The 24,415-nt window shown below is 70.9% G+C and carries 25 protein-coding genes; 13 read left to right on the top strand and 12 right to left on the bottom strand.

The window, feature by feature from the left end; genetic code table 11:
- The 5 genes from glmU (at position 1) to P8R59_RS17295 (ending at position 5,521) form a co-directional block, all read left to right on the top strand.
- Positions 1-1,449, top strand: a complete 1,449-nt coding sequence (gene glmU, locus P8R59_RS17315; RefSeq protein WP_278102071.1) for a bifunctional UDP-N-acetylglucosamine diphosphorylase/glucosamine-1-phosphate N-acetyltransferase GlmU — start codon at positions 1-3, stop codon at positions 1,447-1,449.
- A complete protein-coding gene (locus P8R59_RS17310; protein ID WP_076493865.1) occupies positions 1,439-2,473 on the top strand; it encodes a ribose-phosphate diphosphokinase in 1,035 nt (344 codons plus the stop codon). Before glmU ends, P8R59_RS17310 begins: the two co-directional genes overlap by 11 nt.
- A gap of 111 nt (positions 2,474-2,584) precedes the next feature.
- Positions 2,585-3,088, top strand: coding sequence for a hypothetical protein (locus P8R59_RS17305; protein WP_278102070.1), 504 nt, complete (start codon positions 2,585-2,587; stop codon positions 3,086-3,088).
- A gap of 4 nt (positions 3,089-3,092) precedes the next feature.
- A complete protein-coding gene (locus tag P8R59_RS17300) occupies positions 3,093-3,968 on the top strand; it encodes an FAD:protein FMN transferase (RefSeq protein WP_278102069.1) in 876 nt (291 codons plus the stop codon).
- Positions 3,968-5,521, top strand: coding sequence for an FAD-dependent oxidoreductase (locus tag P8R59_RS17295; protein ID WP_278102068.1), 1,554 nt, complete (start codon positions 3,968-3,970; stop codon positions 5,519-5,521). Before P8R59_RS17300 ends, P8R59_RS17295 begins: the two co-directional genes overlap by 1 nt.
- Before the next feature lie 42 nt (positions 5,522-5,563).
- Here P8R59_RS17295 and P8R59_RS17290 read toward each other — a convergent pair whose 3' ends face one another.
- The 7 genes from P8R59_RS17290 to P8R59_RS17260 all read right to left on the bottom strand — a co-directional run bounded on the left by P8R59_RS17290 (position 5,564) and on the right by P8R59_RS17260 (position 12,122).
- A complete protein-coding gene (locus P8R59_RS17290; RefSeq protein ID WP_278102067.1) occupies positions 5,564-6,334 on the bottom strand; it encodes a hypothetical protein in 771 nt (256 codons plus the stop codon).
- A gap of 151 nt (positions 6,335-6,485) precedes the next feature.
- Positions 6,486-7,931 carry a sensor histidine kinase gene (locus P8R59_RS17285; RefSeq protein ID WP_077052666.1) on the bottom strand — a complete coding sequence of 482 codons (1,446 nt, stop codon included), beginning with the start codon at positions 7,929-7,931 and terminating at the stop codon, positions 6,486-6,488.
- 44 nt (positions 7,932-7,975) lie between these two features.
- Complete coding sequence (locus P8R59_RS17280) at positions 7,976-8,710, bottom strand: response regulator transcription factor (protein ID WP_077051876.1); 735 nt, start codon at positions 8,708-8,710, stop codon at positions 7,976-7,978.
- A 22-nt stretch (positions 8,711-8,732) separates the two neighbouring features.
- Positions 8,733-9,161: a VanZ family protein gene (locus P8R59_RS17275; RefSeq protein WP_278102066.1), complete on the bottom strand. Its 429-nt coding sequence runs from the start codon at positions 9,159-9,161 to the stop codon at positions 8,733-8,735.
- A gap of 29 nt (positions 9,162-9,190) precedes the next feature.
- On the bottom strand, positions 9,191-10,795 hold the full coding sequence (gndA, locus tag P8R59_RS17270; RefSeq protein WP_077051875.1) for an NADP-dependent phosphogluconate dehydrogenase: 1,605 nt from the start codon (positions 10,793-10,795) through the stop codon (positions 9,191-9,193).
- Between the two features lie 85 nt (positions 10,796-10,880).
- Complete coding sequence (locus P8R59_RS17265) at positions 10,881-11,399, bottom strand: gluconokinase (protein ID WP_278102065.1); 519 nt, start codon at positions 11,397-11,399, stop codon at positions 10,881-10,883.
- Between the two features lie 27 nt (positions 11,400-11,426).
- Complete coding sequence (locus tag P8R59_RS17260) at positions 11,427-12,122, bottom strand: FadR/GntR family transcriptional regulator (RefSeq protein WP_278102064.1); 696 nt, start codon at positions 12,120-12,122, stop codon at positions 11,427-11,429.
- A gap of 139 nt (positions 12,123-12,261) precedes the next feature.
- Here P8R59_RS17260 and P8R59_RS17255 point away from each other — a divergent pair, with 139 nt between their 5' ends.
- The 3 genes from P8R59_RS17255 to P8R59_RS17245 are packed head-to-tail and all read left to right on the top strand — an operon-like array spanning position 12,262 to position 15,445.
- The gene (locus P8R59_RS17255; protein WP_278102063.1) at positions 12,262-13,650 is read left to right on the top strand and encodes a GntP family permease; all 1,389 of its coding nucleotides are present in this window, start codon (positions 12,262-12,264) and stop codon (positions 13,648-13,650) included.
- Positions 13,647-14,426, top strand: coding sequence for an SDR family oxidoreductase (locus P8R59_RS17250; protein ID WP_278102062.1), 780 nt, complete (start codon positions 13,647-13,649; stop codon positions 14,424-14,426). Before P8R59_RS17255 ends, P8R59_RS17250 begins: the two co-directional genes overlap by 4 nt.
- A gap of 17 nt (positions 14,427-14,443) precedes the next feature.
- Entirely contained in the window at positions 14,444-15,445 is a 1,002-nt protein-coding gene (locus P8R59_RS17245; protein WP_278102061.1) for a zinc-binding dehydrogenase, read from the top strand.
- A 63-nt stretch (positions 15,446-15,508) separates the two neighbouring features.
- On the opposite strand, the gene P8R59_RS17240 is transcribed toward P8R59_RS17245, so the two are convergent.
- Positions 15,509-15,634, bottom strand: a complete 126-nt coding sequence (locus P8R59_RS17240; protein ID WP_272918310.1) for a hypothetical protein — start codon at positions 15,632-15,634, stop codon at positions 15,509-15,511.
- 289 nt (positions 15,635-15,923) lie between these two features.
- Here P8R59_RS17240 and P8R59_RS17235 point away from each other — a divergent pair, with 289 nt between their 5' ends.
- Positions 15,924-16,562: a 50S ribosomal protein L25/general stress protein Ctc gene (locus P8R59_RS17235; protein ID WP_278102060.1), complete on the top strand. Its 639-nt coding sequence runs from the start codon at positions 15,924-15,926 to the stop codon at positions 16,560-16,562.
- Between the two features lie 105 nt (positions 16,563-16,667).
- Positions 16,668-17,249 carry an aminoacyl-tRNA hydrolase gene (gene pth / locus P8R59_RS17230; protein WP_278102059.1) on the top strand — a complete coding sequence of 194 codons (582 nt, stop codon included), beginning with the start codon at positions 16,668-16,670 and terminating at the stop codon, positions 17,247-17,249.
- A gap of 36 nt (positions 17,250-17,285) precedes the next feature.
- Here pth and P8R59_RS17225 read toward each other — a convergent pair whose 3' ends face one another.
- The 3 genes from P8R59_RS17225 to P8R59_RS17215 all read right to left on the bottom strand — a co-directional run bounded on the left by P8R59_RS17225 (position 17,286) and on the right by P8R59_RS17215 (position 18,980).
- Positions 17,286-17,612, bottom strand: a complete 327-nt coding sequence (locus P8R59_RS17225) for a hypothetical protein (RefSeq protein WP_278102058.1) — start codon at positions 17,610-17,612, stop codon at positions 17,286-17,288.
- Between the two features lie 262 nt (positions 17,613-17,874).
- Positions 17,875-18,393, bottom strand: coding sequence for a hypothetical protein (locus tag P8R59_RS17220; RefSeq protein ID WP_278102057.1), 519 nt, complete (start codon positions 18,391-18,393; stop codon positions 17,875-17,877).
- A gap of 116 nt (positions 18,394-18,509) precedes the next feature.
- Positions 18,510-18,980: a hypothetical protein gene (locus P8R59_RS17215; protein ID WP_278102056.1), complete on the bottom strand. Its 471-nt coding sequence runs from the start codon at positions 18,978-18,980 to the stop codon at positions 18,510-18,512.
- A 98-nt stretch (positions 18,981-19,078) separates the two neighbouring features.
- On the opposite strand from P8R59_RS17215, the gene mfd reads away from it, so the two are divergent.
- A complete protein-coding gene (mfd, locus tag P8R59_RS17210; RefSeq protein WP_278102055.1) occupies positions 19,079-22,666 on the top strand; it encodes a transcription-repair coupling factor in 3,588 nt (1,195 codons plus the stop codon).
- Positions 22,667-22,682: 16 nt separating this feature from the next.
- Here the strand turns inward: mfd and P8R59_RS17205 are convergent, their stop codons facing one another.
- Positions 22,683-23,636, bottom strand: a complete 954-nt coding sequence (locus P8R59_RS17205) for an NAD(P)-dependent alcohol dehydrogenase (RefSeq protein WP_278102054.1) — start codon at positions 23,634-23,636, stop codon at positions 22,683-22,685.
- Between the two features lie 58 nt (positions 23,637-23,694).
- Here P8R59_RS17205 and P8R59_RS17200 point away from each other — a divergent pair, with 58 nt between their 5' ends.
- Entirely contained in the window at positions 23,695-24,159 is a 465-nt protein-coding gene (locus P8R59_RS17200) for a hypothetical protein (RefSeq protein WP_278102053.1), read from the top strand.
- The gene (locus tag P8R59_RS17195) at positions 24,159-24,374 is read left to right on the top strand and encodes a helix-turn-helix transcriptional regulator (RefSeq protein ID WP_077051863.1); all 216 of its coding nucleotides are present in this window, start codon (positions 24,159-24,161) and stop codon (positions 24,372-24,374) included. The genes P8R59_RS17200 and P8R59_RS17195 overlap by 1 nt, the downstream gene beginning before the upstream one ends.
- Positions 24,375-24,415: the final 41 nt, after the last annotated feature.

Raw genomic sequence — 24,415 nt, 5'->3', positions numbered from 1 at the left:
ATGACCTCATCGACCGAGCTCGCCGTCGTCGTCCTCGCCGCGGGCCAGGGCACCCGCATGCGATCGCGCACCCCGAAGATCCTCCACGCCGTCGGTGGTCGCCCGCTCGTCGGTCACGTGCTCGACACCGCGGCATCCCTGGATCCCGCCCGCATCGTGGTGGTCGTCCGGCACGAACGCGACCGTGTCGCAGAGACAGTCGCCGATCTGGCGCCGGGCGTGGTCATCGTCGACCAGGACGAGATCCCCGGCACCGGTCGTGCCGTCGAGGCCGCCCTCGGCGCGCTCGAGGACTTCGCCGGTGACGTGCTGGTCCTCAGCGGCGACGTCCCGCTGCTCCAGACGCACACGCTCGCCGACCTCGTCGAGACGCACCGCTCCGGAGGATCGGCGGTCACCCTCCTCACCGCGCACGTGGACGACCCGCAGGGGTACGGCCGGGTCATCCGCGACGACGCCCGGGGCGTGCGCCGGATCGTGGAGCAGAAGGATGCCACGGCCGACGAGGCCGCGGTCACCGAGATCAACGTCGGCGTCTACGTCTTCCGCGCGGCTCCGCTGCGCGACCAGCTCGCGCGGGTCGGGACGGCGAACGCCCAGGGCGAGAAGTACCTCACCGACGTGATCGCCCTGCTGCGCGACGCGGAACTGGGCGTCGCGGCATCCATCACTCCCGACGCGTCCGCCGCTCTCGGAGTGAACGACCGCATCCAGCTGTCGGAGGCGGGGCGCACGCTCAACGCCCGCACCGTGCGGCACTGGCAGCGCGAGGGCGTCACGGTCGTCGACCCCGCCACCACCTGGATCGACGTCACCGCGGTGCTCGCGCCGGACGTGACGCTCCTGCCGAACACGCACGTCCGCGGGGCCACGGTGATCGCCGCGGGCGCGACGATCGGGCCGGACACGAGCCTGGTGGACTGCGAGGTCGGCGAGGACGCCTCGATCACGCGGACCGACGCGACCCTCGCCGTCGTCGAAGCCGGCGCGACGGTCGGCCCGTTCGCGTACCTCCGACCCAACGCCCGCGTCGGCGTGAACGGCAAGGTCGGCACGTTCGTCGAGGTGAAGAACTCCTCCATCGGCGAGGGCAGCAAGGTGCCGCACCTGTCGTACATCGGCGACACCCAGATCGGGCGCAACGTCAATCTCGGCGCCGGAGCGATCACCGCCAACTACGACGACATCGCCAAGCACCGCACCGTCATCGGTGACGAGGTGCACAGCGGCTCGCACAACGTCTTCGTCGCGCCCGTTACGATTGGGGATGGCGCCAAGACCGGTGCCGGCGCAGTGATCCGCAAGGACGTCCCCGCCGGTGCCCTGGCACTCAGCGTTGCCCCCCAGCGGAACATCGAGGGGTGGGTCGAGAAGAATCGACCGGGCACCGGAGCGGCCGACGTGGCCGTGCGGGCCCGGGGTGAACAGGAAGCGGCCGATGGCTCGTAAGAAGAACCGTGTAGATCTCGACCGCGACAACGGCATCGCCCCCGGGCTCGTCGCCAAGACCAAGAAGCGGCTCGTCGTCGCCTCGGGTCGCTCGCACCCCGAGCTCGCGCACGAGGTCGCCCGTCACCTCGGCACCGAGCTCGCGCCGACCGAGCACCGGACCTTCGCCTCGGGCGAGATCTACACGCGCTTCGAGGTCTCGATCCGCGGCTGCGACGTGTTCGTCGTGCAGTCGTTCGGCCCGCCGGTCAACGAGTGGCTCATGGAGCTGCTGATCATGCTGGACGCCCTCAAGCGCGCCTCGGCGAAGCGCATCACGGTCGTGGCGCCGTACTACCCGTACTCGCGTCAGGACAAGAAGGGCCGCGGCCGTGAGCCGATCAGCGCCCGCCTCATCGCCGACCTGCTGAAGACCGCCGGCGCCGACCGCATCATGAGCGTCGATCTGCACGCCGCGCAGATCCAGGGCTTCTTCGACGGCCCCGTCGACCACCTCTTCGCCAAGCCCGTCCTGCTCGAGCACTTCGAACAGGGGCTCACCGGCGAGGACCGCGAGACCCTCACGGTCGTCTCGCCCGACATGGGCCGGGTGCGCGTCGCCGACACGTGGTCCGACAGCCTGGGCGCCCCCCTCGCGATCATCCACAAGCGTCGTGACCCGAAGGTCGCCAACCAGGTCTCGGTGCACGAGATCGTCGGTGACGTGAAGGGCCGCACGTGCCTCCTCGTCGACGACATGATCGACACCGGCGGCACGATCCAGAAGGCCGCGCAGGCGCTCAAGGCGAGCGGTGCGCGCAAGGTCATCGTCGCCGCGACCCACGCGATCTTCAGCGATCCCGCGACCGAGCGTCTGCAGGACCCCGCGATCGACGAGGTCGTCGTGACCGACACCGTCCCGCTGCCCCCCGAGCGTCGGTTCGACCGCCTCACGGTCCTGCCGATCGCGCCGCTGCTCGCGCGCGCGATCCACGAGGTCTTCGAGGACGGTTCCGTCACCAGCATGTTCGGCGGCGACGCCTGACATTCATGGCGCACTCATAGGTTCGGTGAGGTCTGAACCAGGTCCGTTTCGAGATCGTGTGTTCATCGTGAGCACGACCGCTCCGCGAGGCACGACCGAAAGAGGACCCTCATGATCCGAACGACCGCCGTCCCCCGCCCCGTCCGCATCGGCACCGCCCTCCTGGGCGTGGCCGGAGTGGTCACCCTCGCCGGATGCTCCGGCGGCAACGCCGACGCGGCCGCGCCCGCGGAATCGTCGTCCGCTCCCGCGGCGTCCTCGACGCCGAGCGCGAGCGCCACGGCCGACGCGTCCTCCAGCGCGGCGGCGTCCAGCACCGTCTACACCGACGGCACGTACGAGGCCACGGGCCAGTACGCCACCCCCGAGAGCGTCGAGACGGTCGACGTGACCCTCACGATCGCGGGCGACACGGTGACCGATGTCACGGTGACCGGTGACCCGCAGGCGGCGGAATCCCGCCGCTACCAGAGCGAGTTCATCGGGGGCATCAAGGACGAGGTGGTCGGCAAGAACGTCGACGAGATCTCGGTCAGCAAGGTCGCGGGGTCCTCGCTCACCAGCGGCGGCTTCATGACGGCCCTCGAGACGATCAAGTCCGAGGCGAAGGCCTGATCTCGTGACCTCGGTGACCGCGACCGGTGCGGTGTGGACGTTCGACGCGATCGGCACCGCCTGGGCGATCGAGACGGCGGAGCCGTTGCCCGAGGCCACGCGCGCCGCGGTCGCCGACGTCGTCGACGGGTTCGACCGCGAGTGGTCGCGTTTCCGCGGCGACTCGCTGGTGTCCTCGCTCGCGGAGGGACGCGTGGCATCCGTCGACGCGCCTCGCGACACGGATGCCATGCTGGCGCTCTACGACGAGCTCGACGTCGCGACGCGCGGGGCGGTGAACCCGCTCGTCGGCGACGCCCTGGCCCGGCTCGGGTACGACGCGCGCCTGACCCTCGCGCCGTGGGGGTCGCCGGAGCCCGCGCCGGACTGGCGCGCGGTCGTGACGTGGGGGAGCGGCCTCCTCTCGCTGTCCCGCCCCGCCACGCTCGACGTGGGCGCGCTCGGCAAGGGGCGACTGGTGGACCGCGTGCTCGAGGTCGTTCGCACCGATGTCGACGGCGACGTGATCGTCGACGGTTCCGGAGACCTCGCGGTGAGCGGAGCGCCCGTCCGCATCGGACTCGAGCACCCGTACGACCCCACCCGCGCGATCGGCATCGTGGAGGTCCGCGATGCGGCGCTCTGCGCCTCGGCCATCACGCGCCGCGCGTGGGGCGACGGACTCCACCACGTCCTCGACGCCCGCACGGGAGCGCCCGTCCAGGCGTACGCGGCCACCTGGGCGGTCGCCGACACCGCGATGCGCGCGGACGCCTTGGCGACGGCCCTGTTCTTCGACGGCGGTCCCGAGCTCGCGGCCGCCTGGAACGCACCCTGGGTGCGGATGCGCACCGACGGCCGCGTGGAGTGGTCGCCCGGATTCGAGGGAGAGATCTTCTGATGAGTGCGACCCTGACCGCCGGTTCGACCCGGGTCCTCGGCGTCCTCGGCCGCGTCTCGATGTACCGGCTCGTGCTGGCGTCGCTGGGCCTTCTGACGCTCATCGCCCTCGCCCTGGCGTTCGCGGGACTCGTGGTCCCCGACCCGCTCGAGATCCTCGTGAGCGCCGTGGTGCTCGCCCTCGCGTGCGGCCTCACCGACCTCGTCGCGCAGAGCGTGCTCCGGATGCCACGGCGCCTGGAGTCCTCGCTGATCACGGCCGCGATCCTGCTGTTCGTCGTACGCCCGACCGTGGAGCCGCTGGGCCTCGCGGGGCTCGTGCTCGCCGGGGTCGCGGCATCCCTGTCGAAGTACGTGCTCGCGTGGCGCGGGCGGCACATCTTCAACCCGGCGGCGACGGGCGCGACCGTGCTCACGATCGTGGGCATCTGGGCTCCCGACCTCGGCGCCTCGGCGTGGTGGGTGGGGTCGCCCTGGCTCGCAGGTCCCGTGCTGGTGCTGGGGATCCTGCTCCTGGCGCGCACCGAGCGCTTCGCGATCGTGGCGGTGTTCTGGCTGGTGGCGGCCGTGGTGGCGTTCGTCCGCACGACCGTGCAGTTCCAGGCGGCGGGCTTCCCCGTCGACGTTCCGGCAGTGCTCGTGCAGGTCGCGTTCTCGTCGCCGTTCCTGTTCCTCGGCGCGTTCATGCTGTCCGAGCCGCTGACCCTGCCTCCCCGTCGCCGGCAGCAGTTCGTCGTCGCCGTCGTCGTCGGCGTGCTCGCGGGCTGGCCGATCGCGCTCGGGGGGATCACCCTCGGTCAGGAGCGTGCGTTGCTGGTGGGCAATCTCGTGGCGTTCCTGTTCTGCCTGCGCGCCGCCGTGCGACTCCGGCTCGAGGCGCGACGCGACCTCACCCCGACCGTGCGCGAGCTGACGTTCCGGGCCGAGCGGTCGTTCACCTTCTCGCCCGGGCAGTATCTCGAGCTCGACGTGCCGCACCGCCGTCCCGACGCCCGCGGCACGCGGAGGGAGTTCTCGATCGCCTCGGCCCCCGAGGACCTGCCGACCGTGCGCATCGCCTTCAAGGACGGCTCGCAGTCGTCGTACAAGCGAGCCCTCGCCGCGGTGCCGGTCGGTGGCACGCTCGCCGTGACAGGCGTGTGGGGCGACTTCGTGCTTCCGTCGCGTCCGACGTCCCCGGTGCTCCTGGTCGCGGCCGGCATCGGCGTGACGCCGTTCGTCTCGCAGCTGCGTCACCTCACGGCGACCGGTCAGACCCGCGACGTCGTGCTCGTGTACGTCGTCTCCGAAGCGAGCGAGCTCGCGTTCCGCGACGACATCGCGGCCGCCGGCATCCCCGTGGTCGTGTTCTCCCGCGACGAGCCGCGTGACCTTCCCGCCGGGTGGGTGTGGGCCGGTCCCGACCGGGTGGATGCCGATGCGCTCCTGCGCACGGTGCCCGACATCGCGCAGCGCACGGCGTACGTGTCCGGACCGCCGCGGCTGATCGCGTCGCTCGCCCCCGCGCTGTCGCGCGCGACCTCGCTCACCACGGACGCCTTCGCGGGGTACTGACGAAGGCCGGCGTCCGGTTCCCGCGAATCGCCGTCCGGGCGATCAGCCCGAGAGCCCCCACAGCACGTAGCCGATCGTGACGACGCCCGCCAGCGCACCGAATGCACCGACGAGGGCGACCGGGAAGGGGCCCCGGAGTCGCGGAGCGCGGTCGGCGGAACCCCTCGTGAACCACCGCGCCTCCGCTCGCGCCGCGGCTGCGTACACCGGTCGGCGATACCCCACGATCGCCACTCCGGCGACGAGGACGATGATGCCGATGATCAGACCGGGCAGGGCGGACGCGGGCGCTCTCTGCGCCGAGATCGTCGGCTCGGCCGTCTCCGGTTGCACCGATGGTTCCGGTGTCCCGGTGGGGGACGGTGATGCGGAGGGAACCTCCGGGGAGGGCGATGCGGGGGCTGTCTCGGCGGGCTCCTCCACCGATTCGACACCCTGAGGCGCGGGGGCGATGTCCTGCGGCACCTCGCCGTCCGTGCCGCGATACGTCGTCGTTCGGCCTCCTGAGGGGAAGTACGGTATGGCGGTCTCGGCGGGGTGGCTCGACTCGAACGTGCCGGTGCCGATGGGTGCCTCCGGACGCACCGTCGACCACCCGGTCGGCACCGGTTCCTCGGAATCGGGGGAGAACGTGCCTTCGGGTACCGAGGACTCGTTGTGAGGGGGGTCGCCGCCGGGCAATGCCGGCTGGTCGATGACGCCGCCGGAGGGCTCCGGTGCGGGTACGGTCTCCGCGCGCGCCGCGCCGGCGGTCGAGATGACCGATGCGATGACGGCGACGGTGAGGAATCCGCACATGCGGGCACGAACCATCACACAGACCTCCGATTGCTCCTCCTCGACTTCCGCGAGAAGGACCCGGGCCCCCCAGGTGATGCCCAGCCTATCGAGAGGGACGTTTCCGAAAAGTGACGGTGGGCGACCTGCCGCCAACGCCGGGTGACATCGGTTCGCCGGGGCCGTGTCACACCGGGTCGGCGGGCTTGGCCGGGAGCCGCATCTCGAACGTCGTGTCGCCCGGTGTGCTCTGCACCGTGAGCGTGCCGTCGTGGGCCTCCACGATCGCCTTCGCGATCGACAGCCCGAGGCCCGTGCCGCCGGTCTTGCGATCGCGCGACCGGTCGGCGCGGGAGAACCGCGCGAACAGCTGCGGGGCCACGGACGGGTCGATTCCGGGACCGTCGTCGTGCACGCGGAGCACGGCGTCCTCGCCCTCACGCGTCACCGAGACCGTGACCTCCGTCCCGGCGGGTGTGTGCGTACGGGCGTTGGCGAGCAGATTGGCCACGACCTGGTTCAGGCGCGCCGCGTCACCGGCGAGCTCCACCGGCTCGTCGTCGACGTCGAGCGACCACGCGTGATCCGGGCCGGCGGGGCGCGCGTCGCCGACCGCCTCGACCGCGAGACGCGTGAGGTCGACGGTGCCGTAGACGAGTTCCTGTCCCTCGTCCAGGCGCGCAAGAAGCAACAGGTCCTCGACGAGCGTGGTCATCCGCAGCGACTGCGCCTGGATGCGCTCGAGCGACTGCTCGGTCGTTTCCACGGCCATCGCGATGCGCTGTCGGCTCTCGTCGTCCTGCGACTGGCGGATGGCGCGCAGCGACAGCTCGGAGAACCCCCGGATGGATGCCAGGGGAGTGCGCAGCTCGTGACTGGCATCCGCGACGAATCGGCGCATCAGTTCTTCGTTACGCTGGCGGGCGGCGAGTGAGGCGTCGACCCGGTCCAGCAGCGAGTTGAGCGCCAGACCGACCTGTCCGATCTCGCTGTGCTCGTCCACCTGCTCCTCGGGCACGCGTTCGTCGATCGAGACGTCGCCCTGGTCCATCCGGATGGAGGCCACCCGGGTGGCGGTCTCGGCGACGGAGCGCAGCGGCCGGAGGCCCACGCGGATGACGACCGCGATGATCGCGGAGAGCAGCAGCAGACCGCCCGCCGTCACCAGGGCGACCGTGGTGAGGATGGTGCCGATCGTCGCGGTGATCTGGCTGAGGGGGAGTCCGAGCACCGCGACGGTCCCGAACTGGTTCCCTCGCACGCCGATGCGGTAATCCCCGAGGCCCGGCAGATCGACGGTGTCGGACGAGGAGGCCCCGGTCGTGACGGCGTTCGCGACGGCGTCGCGGATCTCGCTCACCTGCTCGTCGTCGAGCGCCTTCACCGACCGTCCGTCGACGTAGGCGCCGGTGTCGCCGGTGCTGGCGCTGCGCAGCACGAGCACGGTGCCATCGGGGAACGGGCCCCCGGCGAGGACATCGCTCGCGGTGCTCGTCGGTCCGACCGCGACGTTGTTGCCGGCGGCCGCGACCTGCGCCGTGAGGTTCGTCTGCAGGACGCCCGTGATGATCGCGCTCGTGGACACCGCGATCATCACCAGGATGAACGCCACCATGCCGATCACCGCGACCATCAGGCGCGACTGCAGCGTCCAGCGGTGGCGCGCCTTCTGTCGGGTCACTGAGGCGCTTTGATCATGTAGCCGACGCCCCGGACCGTGTGGATGAGCGGTTCGTGGCCCGCGTCGATCTTCTTGCGGAGGTACGAGATGTACAGCTCGACGACGCTCGAGCGCCCGCCGAAGTCGTAGTTCCAGACGCGGTCCAGGATCTGCGCCTTCGACACGACGCGGCGCTGGTTGCGCATGAGGAAGCGCAGCAGCTCGAACTCCGTGGCGGTCAGCTCGATCTCGGTGCCCGCGCGCACCACTTCGTGGCTGTCCTCGTTCAGCGACAGGTCGCCCACGCGGAGGATCGGCTCGGAGTCGCGCGTGGACGCGGTGCCGGCGCGGCGCATGAGGCCGCGCAGTCGCGCCACGACCTCTTCGAGGCTGAAGGGCTTCGTGACGTAGTCGTCGCCCCCCGCGGTGAGCCCCGCGACCCGGTCGGCGACGGCGTCCTTCGCGGTGAGGAAGAGCACCGGAACGTCGTTGCCCGAGTGGCGCAGCCGCTGCAGCACGGCCATCCCGTCGAGGTCGGGCATCATGATGTCGAGCACCATGGCATCCGGTTCGAAGTCGCGGGCGGACTGCAGGGCGTCGAAGCCGGAGCCCGCGGTGCGGACCTCCCAGCCCTCCATGCGGAGGGCCATCGACAGCAGGTCGGTGAGCATCTGCTCGTCGTCGACGACGAGGACGCGGAGGGCGCTGCCGTCCGGGCGGGTGAAGGCGGGAGCAGGGGCCGTTGCGGTCATGGCTCTCATTGTGCGCCGGTATCTATGAGCTTTCTATGGCGTCGGCTATGCGCTCGCTGTGAAGACGGACAGCGCGCGCCACGAGCAGTCCCACGACGACTCCGAGGGCCGTGCCGAGGGTGTTCGCCAAGAGGTCGCGCGCGTCGGCGACGCGCGTCGGCAGGAACAGCGCCTGGCTCGTCTCGATCACCGCGCTCGTGGCCAGACCGCTCAGGATGCCGACCCACCAGGCCCCGCCCCAGAGGATCGCGAGCACACCGAACGGGACGAACATCACGACGTTGGCGGCGAACTCGACGACGTCGAAGGTGACCCATGCCGTCACCGGCGAGGAGGCGAGGAGTCCGAGGAACGCGCGAAGCACTCCCGCCGTGCCGTCGTCGTACGGCGTGGGGCGCAGAGTCATCCACCAGAGCCCGAAGGCATACAGCGCCGAGGCGGCGACGAGCAACGCCCGCCGCCGCCTCGTGAGCGCTGTCGTCAGTGCGTGTCCTCTGCCTCGATCTCGGTGCGGTCGCCGGACCAGAGGGTGTGGAACGTGCCCTCCTTGTCGATGCGGCGGTAGGTGTGCGCACCGAAGAAGTCGCGCTGACCCTGGATGAGGGCGGCGGGCAGACGCTCGGCCCGCAGGCCGTCGTAGTAGGCCAGCGACGAGCTGAACGCGGGAGCCGGGATGCCGGCGGCCGCCGCCAGCGACACGATGTTGCGCCACGGCGTCTGAGCGCGGCCGAGGGCTTCGACGAAGTACGGTGCCGTCAGCAGCACGGGCAGTCCGGGCTCGGCGTCGTAGGCCTCGGCGATGCGGTTGAGGAACTGCGCGCGGATGATGCAGCCGCCGCGCCAGATCTTCGACACCGCGCCGAGGTCGATGTTCCAGTCGTACTGGGCTGCGCCGGCGCGGATCTCGTCGAAGCCCTGGCTGTAGGCGACGATCTTCGAGGCGTACAGCGCCAGGCGCACCTGCTCGATGAAGGTGTCGGCATCCTCGCCCTCGAGGAAGACGACGCCCTCCGAGATGTCGGGGCCCGGGAGGTCGCCCGAGACCTCGCGCTGCTCGGGGTGGCTCGACAGCGACCGCGCGAACGTGGCCTCCGCGATGCCCGAGACGGGCACGCCCAGGTCGAGGGCGGTCTGCACCGTCCAGGCGCCCGTGCCCTTGGCGCCGGCCTGGTCGAGGATGACGTCGACGAGGGGCTTGCCCGTGTCGGCGTCGGTCTGACGCAGCACCTCGGCGGTGATCTCGATGAGGTACGACTCCAGCTCGCCGCGGTTCCACTCGGCGAAGACGTCGGCGATCTCGGCGGGGGTCTTGCCCGTGGCGCGACGGATGAGGTCGTACGCCTCGGCGATGAGCTGCATGTCGGCGTACTCGATGCCGTTGTGCACCATCTTCACGAAGTGGCCGGCGCCGTCGTGGCCGACGTGCGTGACGCAGGGCTCGCCCTCGGCGATCGCGGCGATCGACTTCAGGATCGGGCCGAGCGTGGCCCAGGCCTCGTCGGAGCCGCCGGGCATGATCGAGGGACCGCGCAGTGCGCCCTCTTCGCCGCCCGAGACGCCCATGCCGACGAAGTTGATTCCCGTCTCGCGGACGGCCTTCTCGCGGCGGATGGTGTCGGTGAACAGGGCGTTGCCGCCGTCGACGATGATGTCGCCCGGTTCGAAGACCTTCACCAGCTCGTCGATGACGAAGTCGGTGGGGCGGCCGGCCTTGACCATGATGATCGCGGTGCGGGGCTTCGACAGCGACGCGGCGAAGTCCTCGTACGAGAAGGAGGCGACGAAGTTCGCCTCGGGGTGCTGGGCGAGCACGTGCTCGGTCTTGTCGTGGCTGCGGTTGAAGATCGCGACGGTGTTGCCCTCGCGGCTGGCGAGGTTGCGCGCCAGGTTCGAGCCCATGACCGCGAGGCCCACGACGCCGATGTTGGCGCGGCCGTCGCCGTCACCCTGGGGGCGGGAGTCGGCCTCGGCGGTGGGACGCTCCACCTCTTCGATGCCGGGCGCACCCTCGTGCACCTGGGCGGCCTGATGAGGGGCCTGATCCTGGTCGGTCGAAGGTCCGGTCGGGGGAGTGGTCGACGTCATGCGTTGCTCCGTATTCAGGTGCGAGGGGGTGGGCGGGCTCACGCGGGCCGCCTCCGCCACTTTATCGGCTCGGCCCGCGGGTGTTTCAGGACGGGCTGTGCGTGAGCTGGAGGCGGTCGATGACCTCCTGCACCTGCTCGCCCGGCGTCAGGTCGAGGTCGATCTGGATCGCCTGCTCGTCGGCATCCGGGATCTCCAGGGTCTCGAACTGCGAGGAGAGCAGGGCGGGCGGCATGAAGTGGCCCTGGCGGCGCAGGAGACGGTCGAGCACGAGCTTCGGGTCGCCCATGAGCAGCACGAAGGTCACGCCGTCGCGGCGCAGCACGTCCCGGTAGCTGCGCCTGAGAGCCGAGCACGTGATGACGCCGGGGCGCCCCGCGGCGATCTCGCCGTCGATCCACGCGGCGACGCGGTCGAGCCACGGCCAGCGGTCGTCGTCGTTCAGCGCGTGCCCGGCCGCCATCTTCGCGACGTTGACCGCGGGGTGCAGGTCGTCGCCCTCCTGGAAGTCCCACCCGAGGCGGCCGGCGAGCATTCCGGCGACGGTGGACTTACCGGTGCCGGCAGGGCCCATGAAGACGAGGATCGGGGCGGTGGCGGTCATGGCTTCTCTCTTCGTCGGGGGAAGGGGTCAGATGGAGCGGCGGACTTCGGTGAGCACGGCGGCGACGTAGAGCCGCGTGTGCTCCTCGGCGGCGTCGGCGTCGGCCCGGCTGATCGCGGCGGCGGTGGCGACGTGGTTGTCGAGCGCGTCGGGATTCGGGATGCCGGGGGTCAGTCCGTGCATCGCGCGTCCCTCGATCGCCGCGGCGATGGGGGCGCGTGCGGCGGCGAGCATGAGGTTGCCGCTGGACACGAGGATGAGGTCGTGGAAGGCGATGTCGGCCGCGAGGTACTCGGGCGAGTTGCCGAGGCCGGCGGCGCCGAGGCGCTCGAGTTCCTCGGCGAGGCGGAGGATCTCCCCGCGCTGCAGGTCGGTCGCGCGGCGAGCGCTCAGTCGTGCGGCCACCGGTTCGATCGCGGCGCGGAGTTCGGTGGTGTTCGCGATGAGCTGGTCGCGGCGCTTGCCCGCGAGCTGCCAGCCGATGAGCCGGGTGTCCAGGGCGCTCCAGTCCGCGGGGGGACGCACGGTGATGCCGACCCGGCGTCGCTGCTCGAGCATGCCCATCGCCTCCAGCACGCGCACGGCCTCACGCACGACGGTGCGGGAGACGCCGTACTCGGCTTCGAGGGCGGCGAGGGTCAGGACGTGGCCCGGGGGGAGCTCCCCGTCGACGATGCGCATGCCGAGGGCATCGACCAGTGATCCGTGCGACGCGCGGGCCATGACCCCTCCTTAGGTCTTTGGTACGACCTTATCTTGTCAAAGATACGATCTTTGTGTGAAGATGCCCTCACTCACCCATAGGTGCGGGTCGAATCACAGCTTGCCCGATGCCGCGCCACCCTGAATCAACGGAGATCTCTTGGACGACTGGACCCAGACACTCGGCACGGCGCCACTCCTCGCCATCGCCGCGGGCGCGATCGCGCTCATCCTCGTGCTCATCATCTGGCTGAAGGTGCATGCCTTCCTGGCCCTCATCATCGTGTCGCTGGCCACCGCGTTCGCCGCCGGCATCCCCGTCTCGGCCATCGTCACCACCTTGACCGGTGGATTCGGGGGCACGCTCGGGACGGTCGCGCTGCTCGTGGCGCTCGGAGCGATGCTCGGGCGTCTGATCGAACACTCCGGCGGGGCGCAGTCGCTCGCCGAGACGTTCGTCCGCATCTTCGGCGAGAAGCGGGCGCCCTTCGCGCTCGGCATCGTCTCGCTCATCCTCGGGTTCCCGATGTTCTTCGACGCCGGGCTCGTCATGATGCTGCCGATCATCTTCGCCATCGCGCGCCGCGTCTCGGGCAACAACGTGCTGCTGTTCGGTCTGCCCGCCGCAGCCGCCTTCTCGGTCATGCACGTCTTCCTGCCGCCGCACCCGGGTCCGGTCACCGCGAGCGGCCTCTACGGCGCCAACCTCGGACTGGTCCTCATCGTCGGCCTCATCATCGCCTTCCCGATCTGGTACCTCTCGGGTTACCTGTGGGGGAAGTTCATCGCGCGCCGCATCGTCCTGCCCGTTCCCGCGCTCTTCGGAGACATGGATGCCGACCAGCCGGCGAACCCGCCGAAGCCCGCCACGGTCATCGCGGTCCTGCTCCTGCCGATGCTCCTCATCTTCCTGAACACCGGGCTCACCACGCTCAGCGCCGCCGGCGTCGTCGACAAGAACAACACCCTCGTGCAGGTGCTCGTCCTGCTCGGCAACTCGCCCGTCGCCCTGCTCATCACCGTGCTCGTGGCCACCGTCGTGTTCGGCTTCCGTCGTGGCGAGAACGGCACCGCGCTCGAGAAGGTCGTGGACTCGGCGCTCGGACCCGTGGCATCCGTCATCCTCATCACCGGCGCCGGTGGAATGTTCGGTGCCGTCCTGCGCGCCTCGGGCATCGGTGACGCGCTCTCCGACAGCCTCAGCGACCTGGGCCTGCCGGTCATCGTCGCGGCGTACATCATCGCCGTGATCCTGCGTCTCGCGCAGGGCTCCGCCACCGTCGCCCTCGTCACCGCGGCAGGTCTCGCCGCGCCCGCCGTCCTGGCGGGCGGCTTCTCGCCCCTGCAGGTCGTCGCGATCACCCTCGCCACCGCGGCGGGATCGGTGTTCGCCGGTCACGTCAACGACTCCGGCTTCTGGCTGGTGGGCCGCCTCATGGGCATGGACGTCAAGACCACGCTCAAGACGTGGACCGTGCAGCAAGCGATCGAGTCGGTGCTCGGCTTCCTCGCCGCGCTCGCCGTGTTCGGCATCGGAGCGCTCCTGTGACCGGTTCCGCCGCCGCCCTGTTCGACGTCTCCGACCGACTCGCCCTCGTCACGGGGTCGTCGCGGGGCCTCGGCCGTGCGCTGGCCCTGACCCTGGCCCGCGGCGGAGCGCGTGTCGTCGTGCACGGTCGCGACGCGGCCGCGGTCGAGCAGACCCGCGCCGAAGCCGAGGAGCTGTCCGGTCGTCCCGCGCACGCGGTGACGTTCGACGTGACCGACGCCGTGGCGGTCGAGGGTGCGATCGCCCCTCTGCTCCGAGACGTCGGCGTGCCCGACATCCTCGTCAACAACGCGGGCGTGCAGCGCCGGGCGCCGATCCACGAGTTCGCCGTCGCCGACTGGGACGACATCGTCGCGGCCAACCTCTCCGGAGTGTTCTATGTCTCGCGATTCGTCACCCCGGCGATGGTCGCGCGCGGCTCCGGCAAGGTCGTCAACGTCGCCTCGGTGCAGTCGCGGCTCGCGCGACAGACCATCGCGCCGTACTCCGCGACGAAGGGCGGCGTCGCGCAGCTGACCGCCGGAATGGCCGCCGACCTCGCGCGCTTCGGCATCCAGGTGAACGCGCTGTCTCCGGGGTACTTCGCGACCGAGATGAACCGCGACCTGGTCGACGACCCGGAGTTCACCGCGTGGCTCACCCAGCGCACCCCGGCCCGCCGGTGGGGCGACTTCGCCGAGCTCGACGGGGCGCTGTTGTTCCTCGCCTCCGACGCGTCGAGCTTCGTCTCGGGGCAGAACATCTTCGTCGACGGCGGGATGACCGCGGTCGTCTGACCGTGGAGAGGAAAACCATGAAGTCTCTGCTGATCGAGAAGGCCCTGTCCGCCGCGGTGCGCGATGTCGCCGTACCCGAACCGGGGGAGGGGCAGGTCCGCCTGCGCGTGGAGTACGTCGGCATCTGCGGATCCGACCTGCACTACTACTACGAGGGCGCCAACGGTGCCTTCGTCGTGCGCGAACCGCTCGTGCCGGGCCATGAGCTGTCGGGGCGGGTCGACCTCGACCCCTCCGGCGTCCTCGCCGCGGGCACGGCCGTGACCGTGCACCCGGCGCGCTTCGGCACGCCGCGCGAGGGCATCGAGCACGCGCCGCACCTGTGGCCCGGGGGATCGTATCTCGGCAGTGCCTCGACCTGGCCGCACACCCAGGGCGCGGCATCCGAGTACCTGATCGTCGACGCCGACATGGTGCGGGTGCTCCCCGACGACCTCCCGGTGCGCCGCGCGGTGCTGGCGGAGCCCCTGGCGGTCGCCCTCCACGCCCTCGGCAAGGCGGGCGACGTGGCCGGACTCGACGTGCTCGTCACCGGCTCGGGTCCGATCGGTCTCATGGCGGTGGCCGCGGCCGTGGCGGCGGGCGCACGGGTCACCGCGACCGACGTGCTCTCCGGCCCGCTCGAACGCGCCACGGCGCTGGGGGCCTCGGCGACGATCGACGTCTCGGCCGAAGCGGTCGAGCCGAACTCGTTCGCGGTGGTCCTGGAGTGCTCGGGTGTACCCGTGTCGATCTCGACCGCGCTGAAGTCGGTCCGCCCCGGCGGCACCGTCGTCCAGGTCGGCATGCTGCCGGACGACCCGCGGCCGGTGAACCTCGCCCCCTTCATCTCGAAGGAGGTGCGCTACCTGGGGGCGTTCCGATTCCTCGACGAGATCGACCGCGCCGTGGAGCTGCTCGCCCGTACTCCCGGGATCGAGGCGGCGCTCACGCACGAGTTCGCGGTGACGGATGCCGACGAGGCCTTCGCCACGGCACGCGACTCGCAGCGCTCGGGCAAGGTCGTCTTCGCCCTCTGACGCACCACGACGCCCCGGTGACCGCTCGAGAGAGCGGCGGCCGGGGCGTTCTGGTGCGGCGGGTCAGTGCTTCTTGTAGTTGGCGTTGCGCCCCATCGAGAAGAGCGCGCCGATCGCGGCGACGCCACCGATCGCGGTCACCGCTCCGATCGTCCAGAGCACGACGTGAGAGAAGAAGCCGCTGTCCATGATGTTCCTCCGGTCGGGGTGAAAGTCTCTCGCGATCCTACCGGGGCGGCCGGGGGAGCCCCGGTGTCCGGGTCGAAATGCGAGGCGGGTCGCTGGTAGACTTCCCGGGAACTTCGGCGAGGGATGCGTCCTCGTGCGCCCGGCGGGCGCTCACGCATCCGTGATCGACGCGGTGATGCAAGGCTTCCGGCTTTCCTCACGCGATCGCGTTCGAGTCGAATCCAGACCACATACGCGCGGACACCGTCCGCTCACAAGCTGCGGGACCCGAGCCCGCGAGGAGAACAACATGTCGGAAGACAACAAGGTCGTCGCCGAGCTGCGCGAGAACTTCGGCAAGGGCTACGCGCGTCGTCTGCGCGCCGCCGGCAAGATCCCCGCGGTCATCTACGGCCACGGCACCGAGCCCCAGCACGTCGCGCTCCCCGGCCACCAGGTGTCGCTGCTCATCCGTCGCGCCAACGCGCTGCTCGACCTCGACATCAACGGCAAGGGCCAGCTGACCCTGGTCAAGGACGTGCAGAAGGACCCGGTGCGCCAGATCATCGAGCACATCGACCTCATCGTCGTGAAGAAGGGCGAGAAGGTCTCGGTCGACGTCCCCATCTTCGTCACCGGCGAGCCCTTCCCCGGCACCATCGCCAACCTCGACAACACCACCGTGTCGCTCGAGGTCGAGGCCACCCACATCCCGCAGAACATCGAGGTCTCGGTCGAGGGCCTCGAGGACGGCACGCAGATCACCGCGGCCGACCTGGTCCTGCCCGCCGGCGCGACGCTCGTCACCGAGCCCGAGACGCTCATCATCGGCGTCTCGGTCCCGCTCGACACCCTCGCCGCCGACGAGGAGATCGCCGAGGCCGACGCCGAGGTCGCCGAGGAGCAGTCCGAGGAGTCCGAGGCGGCTTCCGAGGGCGACGAGAACTGATCTCAGCGGGCCGTCGTTCGGTCCGCGATCGACGAGGGGGCGTGTCTCACGCCCCCTCGTTTTTTCATGTCAGGGTCCGTGTGCGGATCCGGAAGGATGGATGCCATGGCGGACACGTGGCTCATCGTCGGGCTCGGGAATCCCGGGCCGCGATACGAGACGACGCGGCACAACATCGGCCAGATGGTGATCGACGAGCTCGCCGCCCGACGGCGCGAATCGTTCCGCGCGCACAAAGCCAATGCGCGCGTCGTCGAGACGTGGCTGCGTCCGGGGGGCGCGAAGCTCGTGCTGGCCAAGCCGAACAGTTTCATGAACGTGTCGGGCGGGCCGGTCTCGGGCCTGGCGCGCTTCTACGCCGTCGATCCTGAGCGCGTCGTCGTCGTGCACGACGAGCTCGACATCCCGTTCGACACGATCAAGCTCAAGGTCGGCGGCGGGCACGGGGGGCACAACGGTGTCCGTGATGTGGCGAAGGCGCTCGCGACGCCCGAATTCCCGCGCGTGCGCGTCGGCATCGGTCGCCCCGTGGGCCGGCAGGACCCGGCGGACTGGGTGCTCGATCCCTTCGGCGCGAAGGAGCGCGAGACGCTGCCTATCCTGGTGTCGGACGCCGCGGATGCCGTGGAGCTGCTCGTCGAGGACGGGCTCGTCACGGCCCAGCAGCGGTTCCACGCGCCGCGCTGACCCCGCGGCGCGCCGCGCTGACTCTGAGGCGCGGCGTCATCGTCGGCGCCTTCCCGCTGCGCGGGTCAGCGTGACGCATCCGAAGATCGCGGCGGCGACGCCGCTCAGGCACGCCCCGAGGCAGCTGTAGTCGCCCACAGCGACCAGAAGGGGGTCAGGATCGCGGCGCAGGATTCCGGCGACGGCGAACAGCACCAGGCTGATGGTCCCGAACGCCAGGAACGGGCGGAGTCGCGACGGTTTCGCGTGCGGGACGGCGCCCGTGGCGCCGGGGTCGTGCGGCGGCACGAACGCGGCGGTGTGGGCCGACGCCGGCCGGGGTGCGGGGCGGGCGGGGGGATCCGCGCGGGGGGGCTCGGGCATGGGGGTTCCTCGGGTGGTCCGGCCGGACCGTCCGGCTCCCGGCGAGGCTAGGAGGCGGCGGGGAGCTCTCGCTCAGCAGGAGCGCAAATCTGTGGACAAATCCTTCGGATCGCCGCCTGTGGAGGAGGGGTGCCCGGACGTGATGCAGGTCGCCCCGCGCCGGAGACCGCCCGCCGGAACGACGAAAGAGCCCCGGCCGTCCGGCCGAGGCTCTTTCTCGAAGTGCGGGGATCCCGCGCTGACGCGACGGATCCCGGTGCGGTCAGGACGCGTACGGCGCCGCGCCGATCCCGGCTCCGACGACGAAGAACACGAACACGATGCCGCCTCCGACGACGGACAGCACGATCGCGGCGATGCCCCAGCCGCGTCCCCGGTTCTTCACGCCGGCGATGATGCCCTGGATCAGGCCCCACAGGGCGAACGCACCCCACACCAGGAACGCCGCCACGGAGAGCGCTCCGGCGGCGAGGGCGATCTGGTTCGCGGACGCGGGCAGCGCCCCGCTCTCGACGTTGCCGTTGCTGTCGATGGCACCGGCGAACTGCGCGAGGCTCCCGCTCTGGATACCGCCGAAGAAGGCGAGGATCGACCCGATGACCACGGCCAGCAGAGACGCGACGAACGCGATGAGTCCGAGTCGGTTCGATCCCTGGGAGCGGGTGGGGGATGCCGACGCGGCATACGCGGCGGGCGGCGCGGCGTATCCGTTCTGTGCGGCTTCGGCACGGGTGGCCGGCGGGGGGTTGTGCGGCTCGGGGGGCGGCGGTGTGGTGGTCACTGTGTCCTCCTGGGATCGTCGAGGGCATGTGGCACCCTCGTCCGGACAAGGCTATGGACCGGCCGGGGATGCGCTGTTCGGGGTGGACGAGCCCGGGCCCAACCCGCTAAGGCGCGTCAGACGACGGTGCCGGCGAGCCCGCCCGCTCCCGCGGCGAGGGCGATGAGCACGAGAGCGGCGAACACGAACGGTCCGAGGGCGGAGACGACGATCGCGGCGATGCCGGGACCACGGCCCAGGTTCCGGGCGGTCGCCACGATCCCCATGACGAGCGCCGCGATGCCGAGCGCCGTTCCGGACCAGAAGGCGACCTCGGCCACGAGCACGAAGTCGCGCACGGGCGAGAGCAGCCGCCAGTCCACGGCCTGGCCGCCGCGGGCGACGAACTCGGCCCCCGCGCCCTGTGCGACCCGGAAGCAAGCGAAGCCCGCGATGCCGGATGCCACGACCCCGGCGAGGATCGACAGGACCAGGGCGGTCGCGCCCAGCGGTCGTCGCCTCGGCGCGGGCGGGGGAGGCGCGAGAAGCGTCCCGACCGGCGGGGCAGGGTGCGGCGAGGCGAATCCGGGCACGCCAGGCGAGGTCATGAGCCCACTGTACGACCCTGGCTTCGTCGAGCCGCGGCGGGCGTCTGCGTGGCCGCGACACGAGCCGCATGTCGGAGCCCCCGCGTAGGATGTGTCGAGTGACAGTTCCCGGGATCGTGCGCGCCCTCGAGCAGGCTGAGTCGTACCGGGAGGCCGCTGCAGCGGCATCCTCCGATCTGTCTCTCTCCCTCGTCGACGGGCTCGATGCGCCCGTCATCGCCGGTCTCCTCGAGCATCGACGAAGCGCGGGTGCGCCGGGCGCGGTCCTCGTGATCGCGCCGACCGGACGCCGCGCGGAGTCGCTCGGGCCCGCCCTCGAGGCCGTGCTCCCCGGTGCGCAGGTGCTGCATTTCCCGGCGTGGGAGACGCTGCCGCACGAGCGCCTCAGCCCGAGCCCCGAGACGGTCGGTCGTCGCCTGGACGTGCTTCGCCGCGTCGCGGCCTGGGACGGATCGGTTCCGCTCGTGGTCACCGCCTCGGTCCGCAGCGCGCTGCAGCCGCTGGCGCCCGGTCTCGGCGACGTCGAGCCGGTGCACCTGCGTGTGGGAGGGCGCGGGCGCGAGCTCGAGGCGGTCACCATCCGACTCGTGGAGCTGGCCTATCACCGGGTCGACATGGTCTCGCGTCGCGGCGAGTTCGCCGTGCGCGGCGGCATCCTGGACGTGTTCCCGGCGGTGGCCGACCACCCCTACCGTGTCGAGTTCTTCGGGGACGAGGTCGACCAGATCCGCGCGTTCTCCGTCGCCGACCAGCGTTCGCTGCCCGGCGAGGTGTCGGAGGTCTCGCTCGTCCCGAGCCGCGAGCTGCTGCTCACCGCGGAGGTGCGCGAGCGCGCCGCCGAGCTGCGCGACGGCTACCCGGGGCTCCGGCAACTCCTCGAGAAGATGGCCGAGGGCATTCCGGCCGAGGGCATGGAGTCCCTGATCCCCGTGCTCGTGGACGACCTCGTCACGATCGCGGACTATCTCCCGGGCGGAAGCGCCGTCGCGCTCGTCGACCCCGAGCGGTCCCTCGCGCGCGCCACGACGCTGGGCGACACCAACCGCGAGTTCCTCGAGGCCGCGTGGTCGGCCGCGACGGCGGGCGCCGACACCCCGGTCGACCTGGGTGCCGGCGATTTCGTGACGCTCGACGATCTGCACGAGATCGCCAGCGGTCGCGGCGGCGTGTGGTGGCGGCTGAGCGCGTTCGACTCGGGGGCGGTGGATGCCGAGGCCGAGGGCCTCGTCGTCGCCGACGACTCGGCCCAGCGGGTGAAGGCCGACCCCGTACCGTCGTTCCAGGGCAACGTCGACGGGGCGACGGCCCACGTCGGGGCACTTCTCGCCGAAGGCTGGGCCGTCGTGGTCACGGCATCCGGTCCGGGGCTCGTCGACCGTGCGCGTGACGTCCTCGCCGAGCGGGGGATCGCCGCCCGCAAGGTCGACGACGTGCACACCCCGCCCGAGCCGGGCGTCGCACACGTCGTGTGCGCGCCGCTGGAGCGCGGGTTCGAACTGACGGAGATCAAGTTCGCGGTCATCACCGAGACCGAGTTCTACGGGCGGTCGGTCGGCGGCGACAACCGCGGGGCCAAGAAGCTCGCGTCCCGTCGGCGCAACGTCGTCGACCCGCTGCAGCTCAAGCCGGGCGACGTGGTCGTGCACGCCACCCACGGCATCGGCAAGTTCCTCGAGCTCACCCAGCGAGAGGTCTCTAGCGGCGGTCGCAACGCCGTGAAGACCACGAAGGAGTACCTCGTCCTGGAGTACGCGCCCGCGAAGCGCGGCTACCCGGGCGACAAGCTCTTCGTCCCCACCGATCAGCTCGATCTGCTCTCGAAGTACGTCGGCGGCGAGGCGCCCGTGCTGTCGAAGATGGGCGGCAGCGACTGGGCGGCGGCGAAGGGTCGCGCGCGCAAGGCCGTCCGCGACATCGCGGTCGAACTGGTCAAGCTGTACTCGGCGCGGATGGCATCCAAGGGCTACGCCTTCGGTCCCGACACACCGTGGCAACGCGAGCTCGAAGAGGCGTTCCCGTTCGCCGAGACGCAAGATCAGCTGCAGACGATCGACGAGATCAAGGCCGACATGGAGAAGCCGATCCCCATGGATCGTCTGCTCTCGGGCGACGTCGGCTTCGGCAAGACCGAGGTGGCGGTGCGCGCCGCGTTCAAGGCCATCCAGGACGGCAAGCAGGTCGCGATGCTCGTCCCCACGACCCTTCTGGTGAAGCAGCACCTCGAGACCTTCGCCGAGCGCTTCGCCGGTTTCCCCGTGACGGTCCGGCCGCTCTCGCGCTTCCAGAGCGACAAGGAGGCGAAGGCGACGCTCGCGGGCCTGACCGACGGAACCGTCGACATGGTCATCGGGACGCACCGCATCCTCACCGAGAAGGTGATCTTCAAAGACCTCGGCCTCATGATCATCGACGAGGAGCAGCGCTTCGGCGTCGAGCACAAGGACTCGCTCAAGAAGCTCAAGACCAACGTCGACATCCTCGCGATGAGCGCCACACCCATCCCGCGCACGCTGGAGATGGCGGTCACCGGCATCCGCGAGATGTCGACGCTCGCCACGCCGCCCGAGGACCGGCATCCGATCCTGTCGTACGTGGGTCCGCGCAACGACAAGCAGATCGCCGCGGCGATCCGGCGTGAACTGCTGCGCGAGGGACAGGTGTTCTACGTGCACAACCGCGTCTCCTCGATCCAGCGGGTCGCCGCGCACCTCGCCGAGCTGGTGCCCGAGGCGCGCATCGTCGTCGCCCACGGCCAGATGGGGGAGCACGCGCTCGAACAGGTCGTCGACGACTTCTGGGAGCGTCGCGCCGATGTGCTCGTGTCGACCACCATCATCGAGACCGGCCTCGACATCTCGAACGCGAACACGATCATCATCGACCGCGCCGACAAGTACGGCCTGTCGCAGCTGCACCAGCTCCGCGGTCGCGTGGGTCGCGGGCGCGACCGCGCCTACGCGTACTTCCTGTACGACGAGATGAAGCCGCTGTCCGAAACGGCCGCCGACCGCCTCGAGACGATCGCGGTCAACAACGACCTCGGCAGCGGCATGCAGGTCGCGCTGAAAGACCTGGAGCTGCGCGGCGCCGGAAACCTCCTGGGCGCCGAGCAAGCCGGTCACATCGCGGGTGTCGGATTCGACCTGTACCTCCGCATGATCGGGGAAGCCGTCGCCACCTTCCGCGGCGAGGACACCGACGGACCCACCGAGCTGCGCCTCGAACTCCCGGTGGATGCGCGCCTGCCCGAGACCTACATCGACAGCGAGCGCCTGCGCCTCGAGGCGTACCAGAAGCTGTCGGCCGCGGCATCCGCCACCGCCAAGGACGACGCGATCGATCTCGTGGTCGAGGAACTCCGCGACCGCTACGGCGAGCCGCCGGCAGAGGTCGAGGGACTCATCGCCGTCGCGCGTCTGCGGCGGCGCGCCGCACAGGCGGGGCTCGCCGACGTCGTCGCGATGGGGTCGAACCTGCGGATCGCCCCGGCGCACCTGCCCGACTCGATGCGCGTGCGTCTCCAGCGCCTCTACCCCAAGGCGAAACTCGTCGCGAACGGGGATGCCATGGTCGTCCCGCTTCCGCAGGACGCCGATGACGCGAACCTCATCGCCTGGGTCCGCCAGCTCCTCGACGCGCTCTGGCCGCTGCCGACCGCGAAGGAGTCGGAGGGCGCTTCCGTCTGATCGGGCGGCCACCCGCTCACGGGCGCACCAGGATGCTGCCCACCTTGTGTCCGGAGTCCACGCGGGCGTGCGCTTCGGCGATGCGGTCCAGCGGGAGCGTCGTCTCGATCACGGGCGTGAGGGTGCCCGCGGCGACCCGGTCGAGCAGGTCGCTCACGAGTTCGCGGCCCGCGCCGGCGGTTCCGGTGATCACGCGCGACCTCCGCACGAGGGTCTCGGCGAGGGTCGCCGCCGCGAGGATCGCCCGCCCCTCGGTCGTGAGCAGGGGTGCGGCGGTGGCCGGGTGGAGGGCGCCGACGGTGTCGAAGACGACGTCGTACGGACCGGGGAGGTCGGACAGCGGAACCGCCGTGCGGTCCACCGCGTGATGGGCCCCGAGGCGCGAGAGCAGCCCCAGGTTCCCGGTGCTCGCCGTAGCCGTGACCTCCGCCCCGAGGGAGCGGGCCAGCTGCACGGCGTGGGTGCCGACGGCGCCCGCACCGCCGATCACGAGGACGCGCTCGCCGGGACGCACCCGCGCGCGGTCTCGGAGGAACCACAGGGCGGTGGTTCCTCCGAACAGCACGGCGGCGGCGTGGTCGTCGCTCACCCCGTCGGGGATCCGCACCAGTCGCCCCTCGGGGACGGCGGCGTACTCGGCGTGCGCGCCCATGCGCATGTCGGTCATTCCGCACACGCGATCGCCCGGTCGCAGATCGGTCGTCCTCGGGCCCGTCTCGACCACGCGTCCGGACAGGGCCACGCCGAGCACCGGTCGACGGGGCCGCCACACGCCCAGCGCGATCCGGGCGGGGACGCCGAAGCCCCGTGGGAAGCGCGCGCCGCGGATCCGGGCGTCGCCGCTGTTGACCGATGCCGCCGAGACGTCGACGACGACGTCGCCCCGGGCGGCGCGCGGGCGGGGGCGGCGCTGGATGCGGACGACCTCGGGCGATCCGTAGGTGTCGACGACGGCCGCGTTCATGTCCATGATGACTCCTAAGTGTCAAAGATTCTTGACACCGGATCGTGCCCGTTCTACGGTCGCTATGTCAAGTTTTCTTTACATGGAGGCCCCGATGTCGTTCGAGGAGCGCAACACCTGGGCGGGGCTGGTCGCCAGTGTCCCCGGGGTGATCGTCTACACGGTGTGGATGCTCGTGATCGCCCGGGACACCCCCGTCGACCGCATCGACTGGGTGTGGCCGATGGTCTCGACCATCGTCGCCGGCATCGTCGTCGCGATCGCCGTGAGCATCGTGTGGGGGATCGTGCAGTCACGCCGCGATCCCGATACCGACCACCGCTCCGACGTGCGTGATCGCGAGATCGCCACGCAGGGCGACCGCGTCGGCCAGGCCTTCCTCGTGTTCGGGGGATTGGCGGCGCTGGTGCTGTGCGCCGTCCAGGCGCCCCTGTTCTGGATCGCGAACGCCGTGTACGCGGGCTTCGCCCTGTCCGCGATCATCGGCAGCCTCGCGCGGCTCGGCCTGTACTACCGGGGGATGCCGTGATGGCCAAGCCCACGCGCGTCACGAACACCATCCGCGAGCATCGCGAACGCGCGGGGACCACCCAGGCCGAACTCGCCCGTCGACTGGGCGTCACGCGACAGACGGTCATCGCGATCGAGCAGGGGCGGTATTCGCCGAGCCTGGAACTGGCGTTCCAGATCGCCGGCGAGTTCGGGGTCGGTCTCGACGCCGTCTTCGCCTACGACCGCGAGTGAGCATGTCCTCGCCCCGGCCCGCGGGACTACGCTGACGGGCA

This window comes from Microbacterium proteolyticum, assembly GCF_029639405.1.
Classification (GTDB): domain Bacteria; phylum Actinomycetota; class Actinomycetes; order Actinomycetales; family Microbacteriaceae; genus Microbacterium.
Note: the sequence above shows the minus strand (reverse complement) of the source record. Positions and strands in the feature narration are given on the sequence as shown.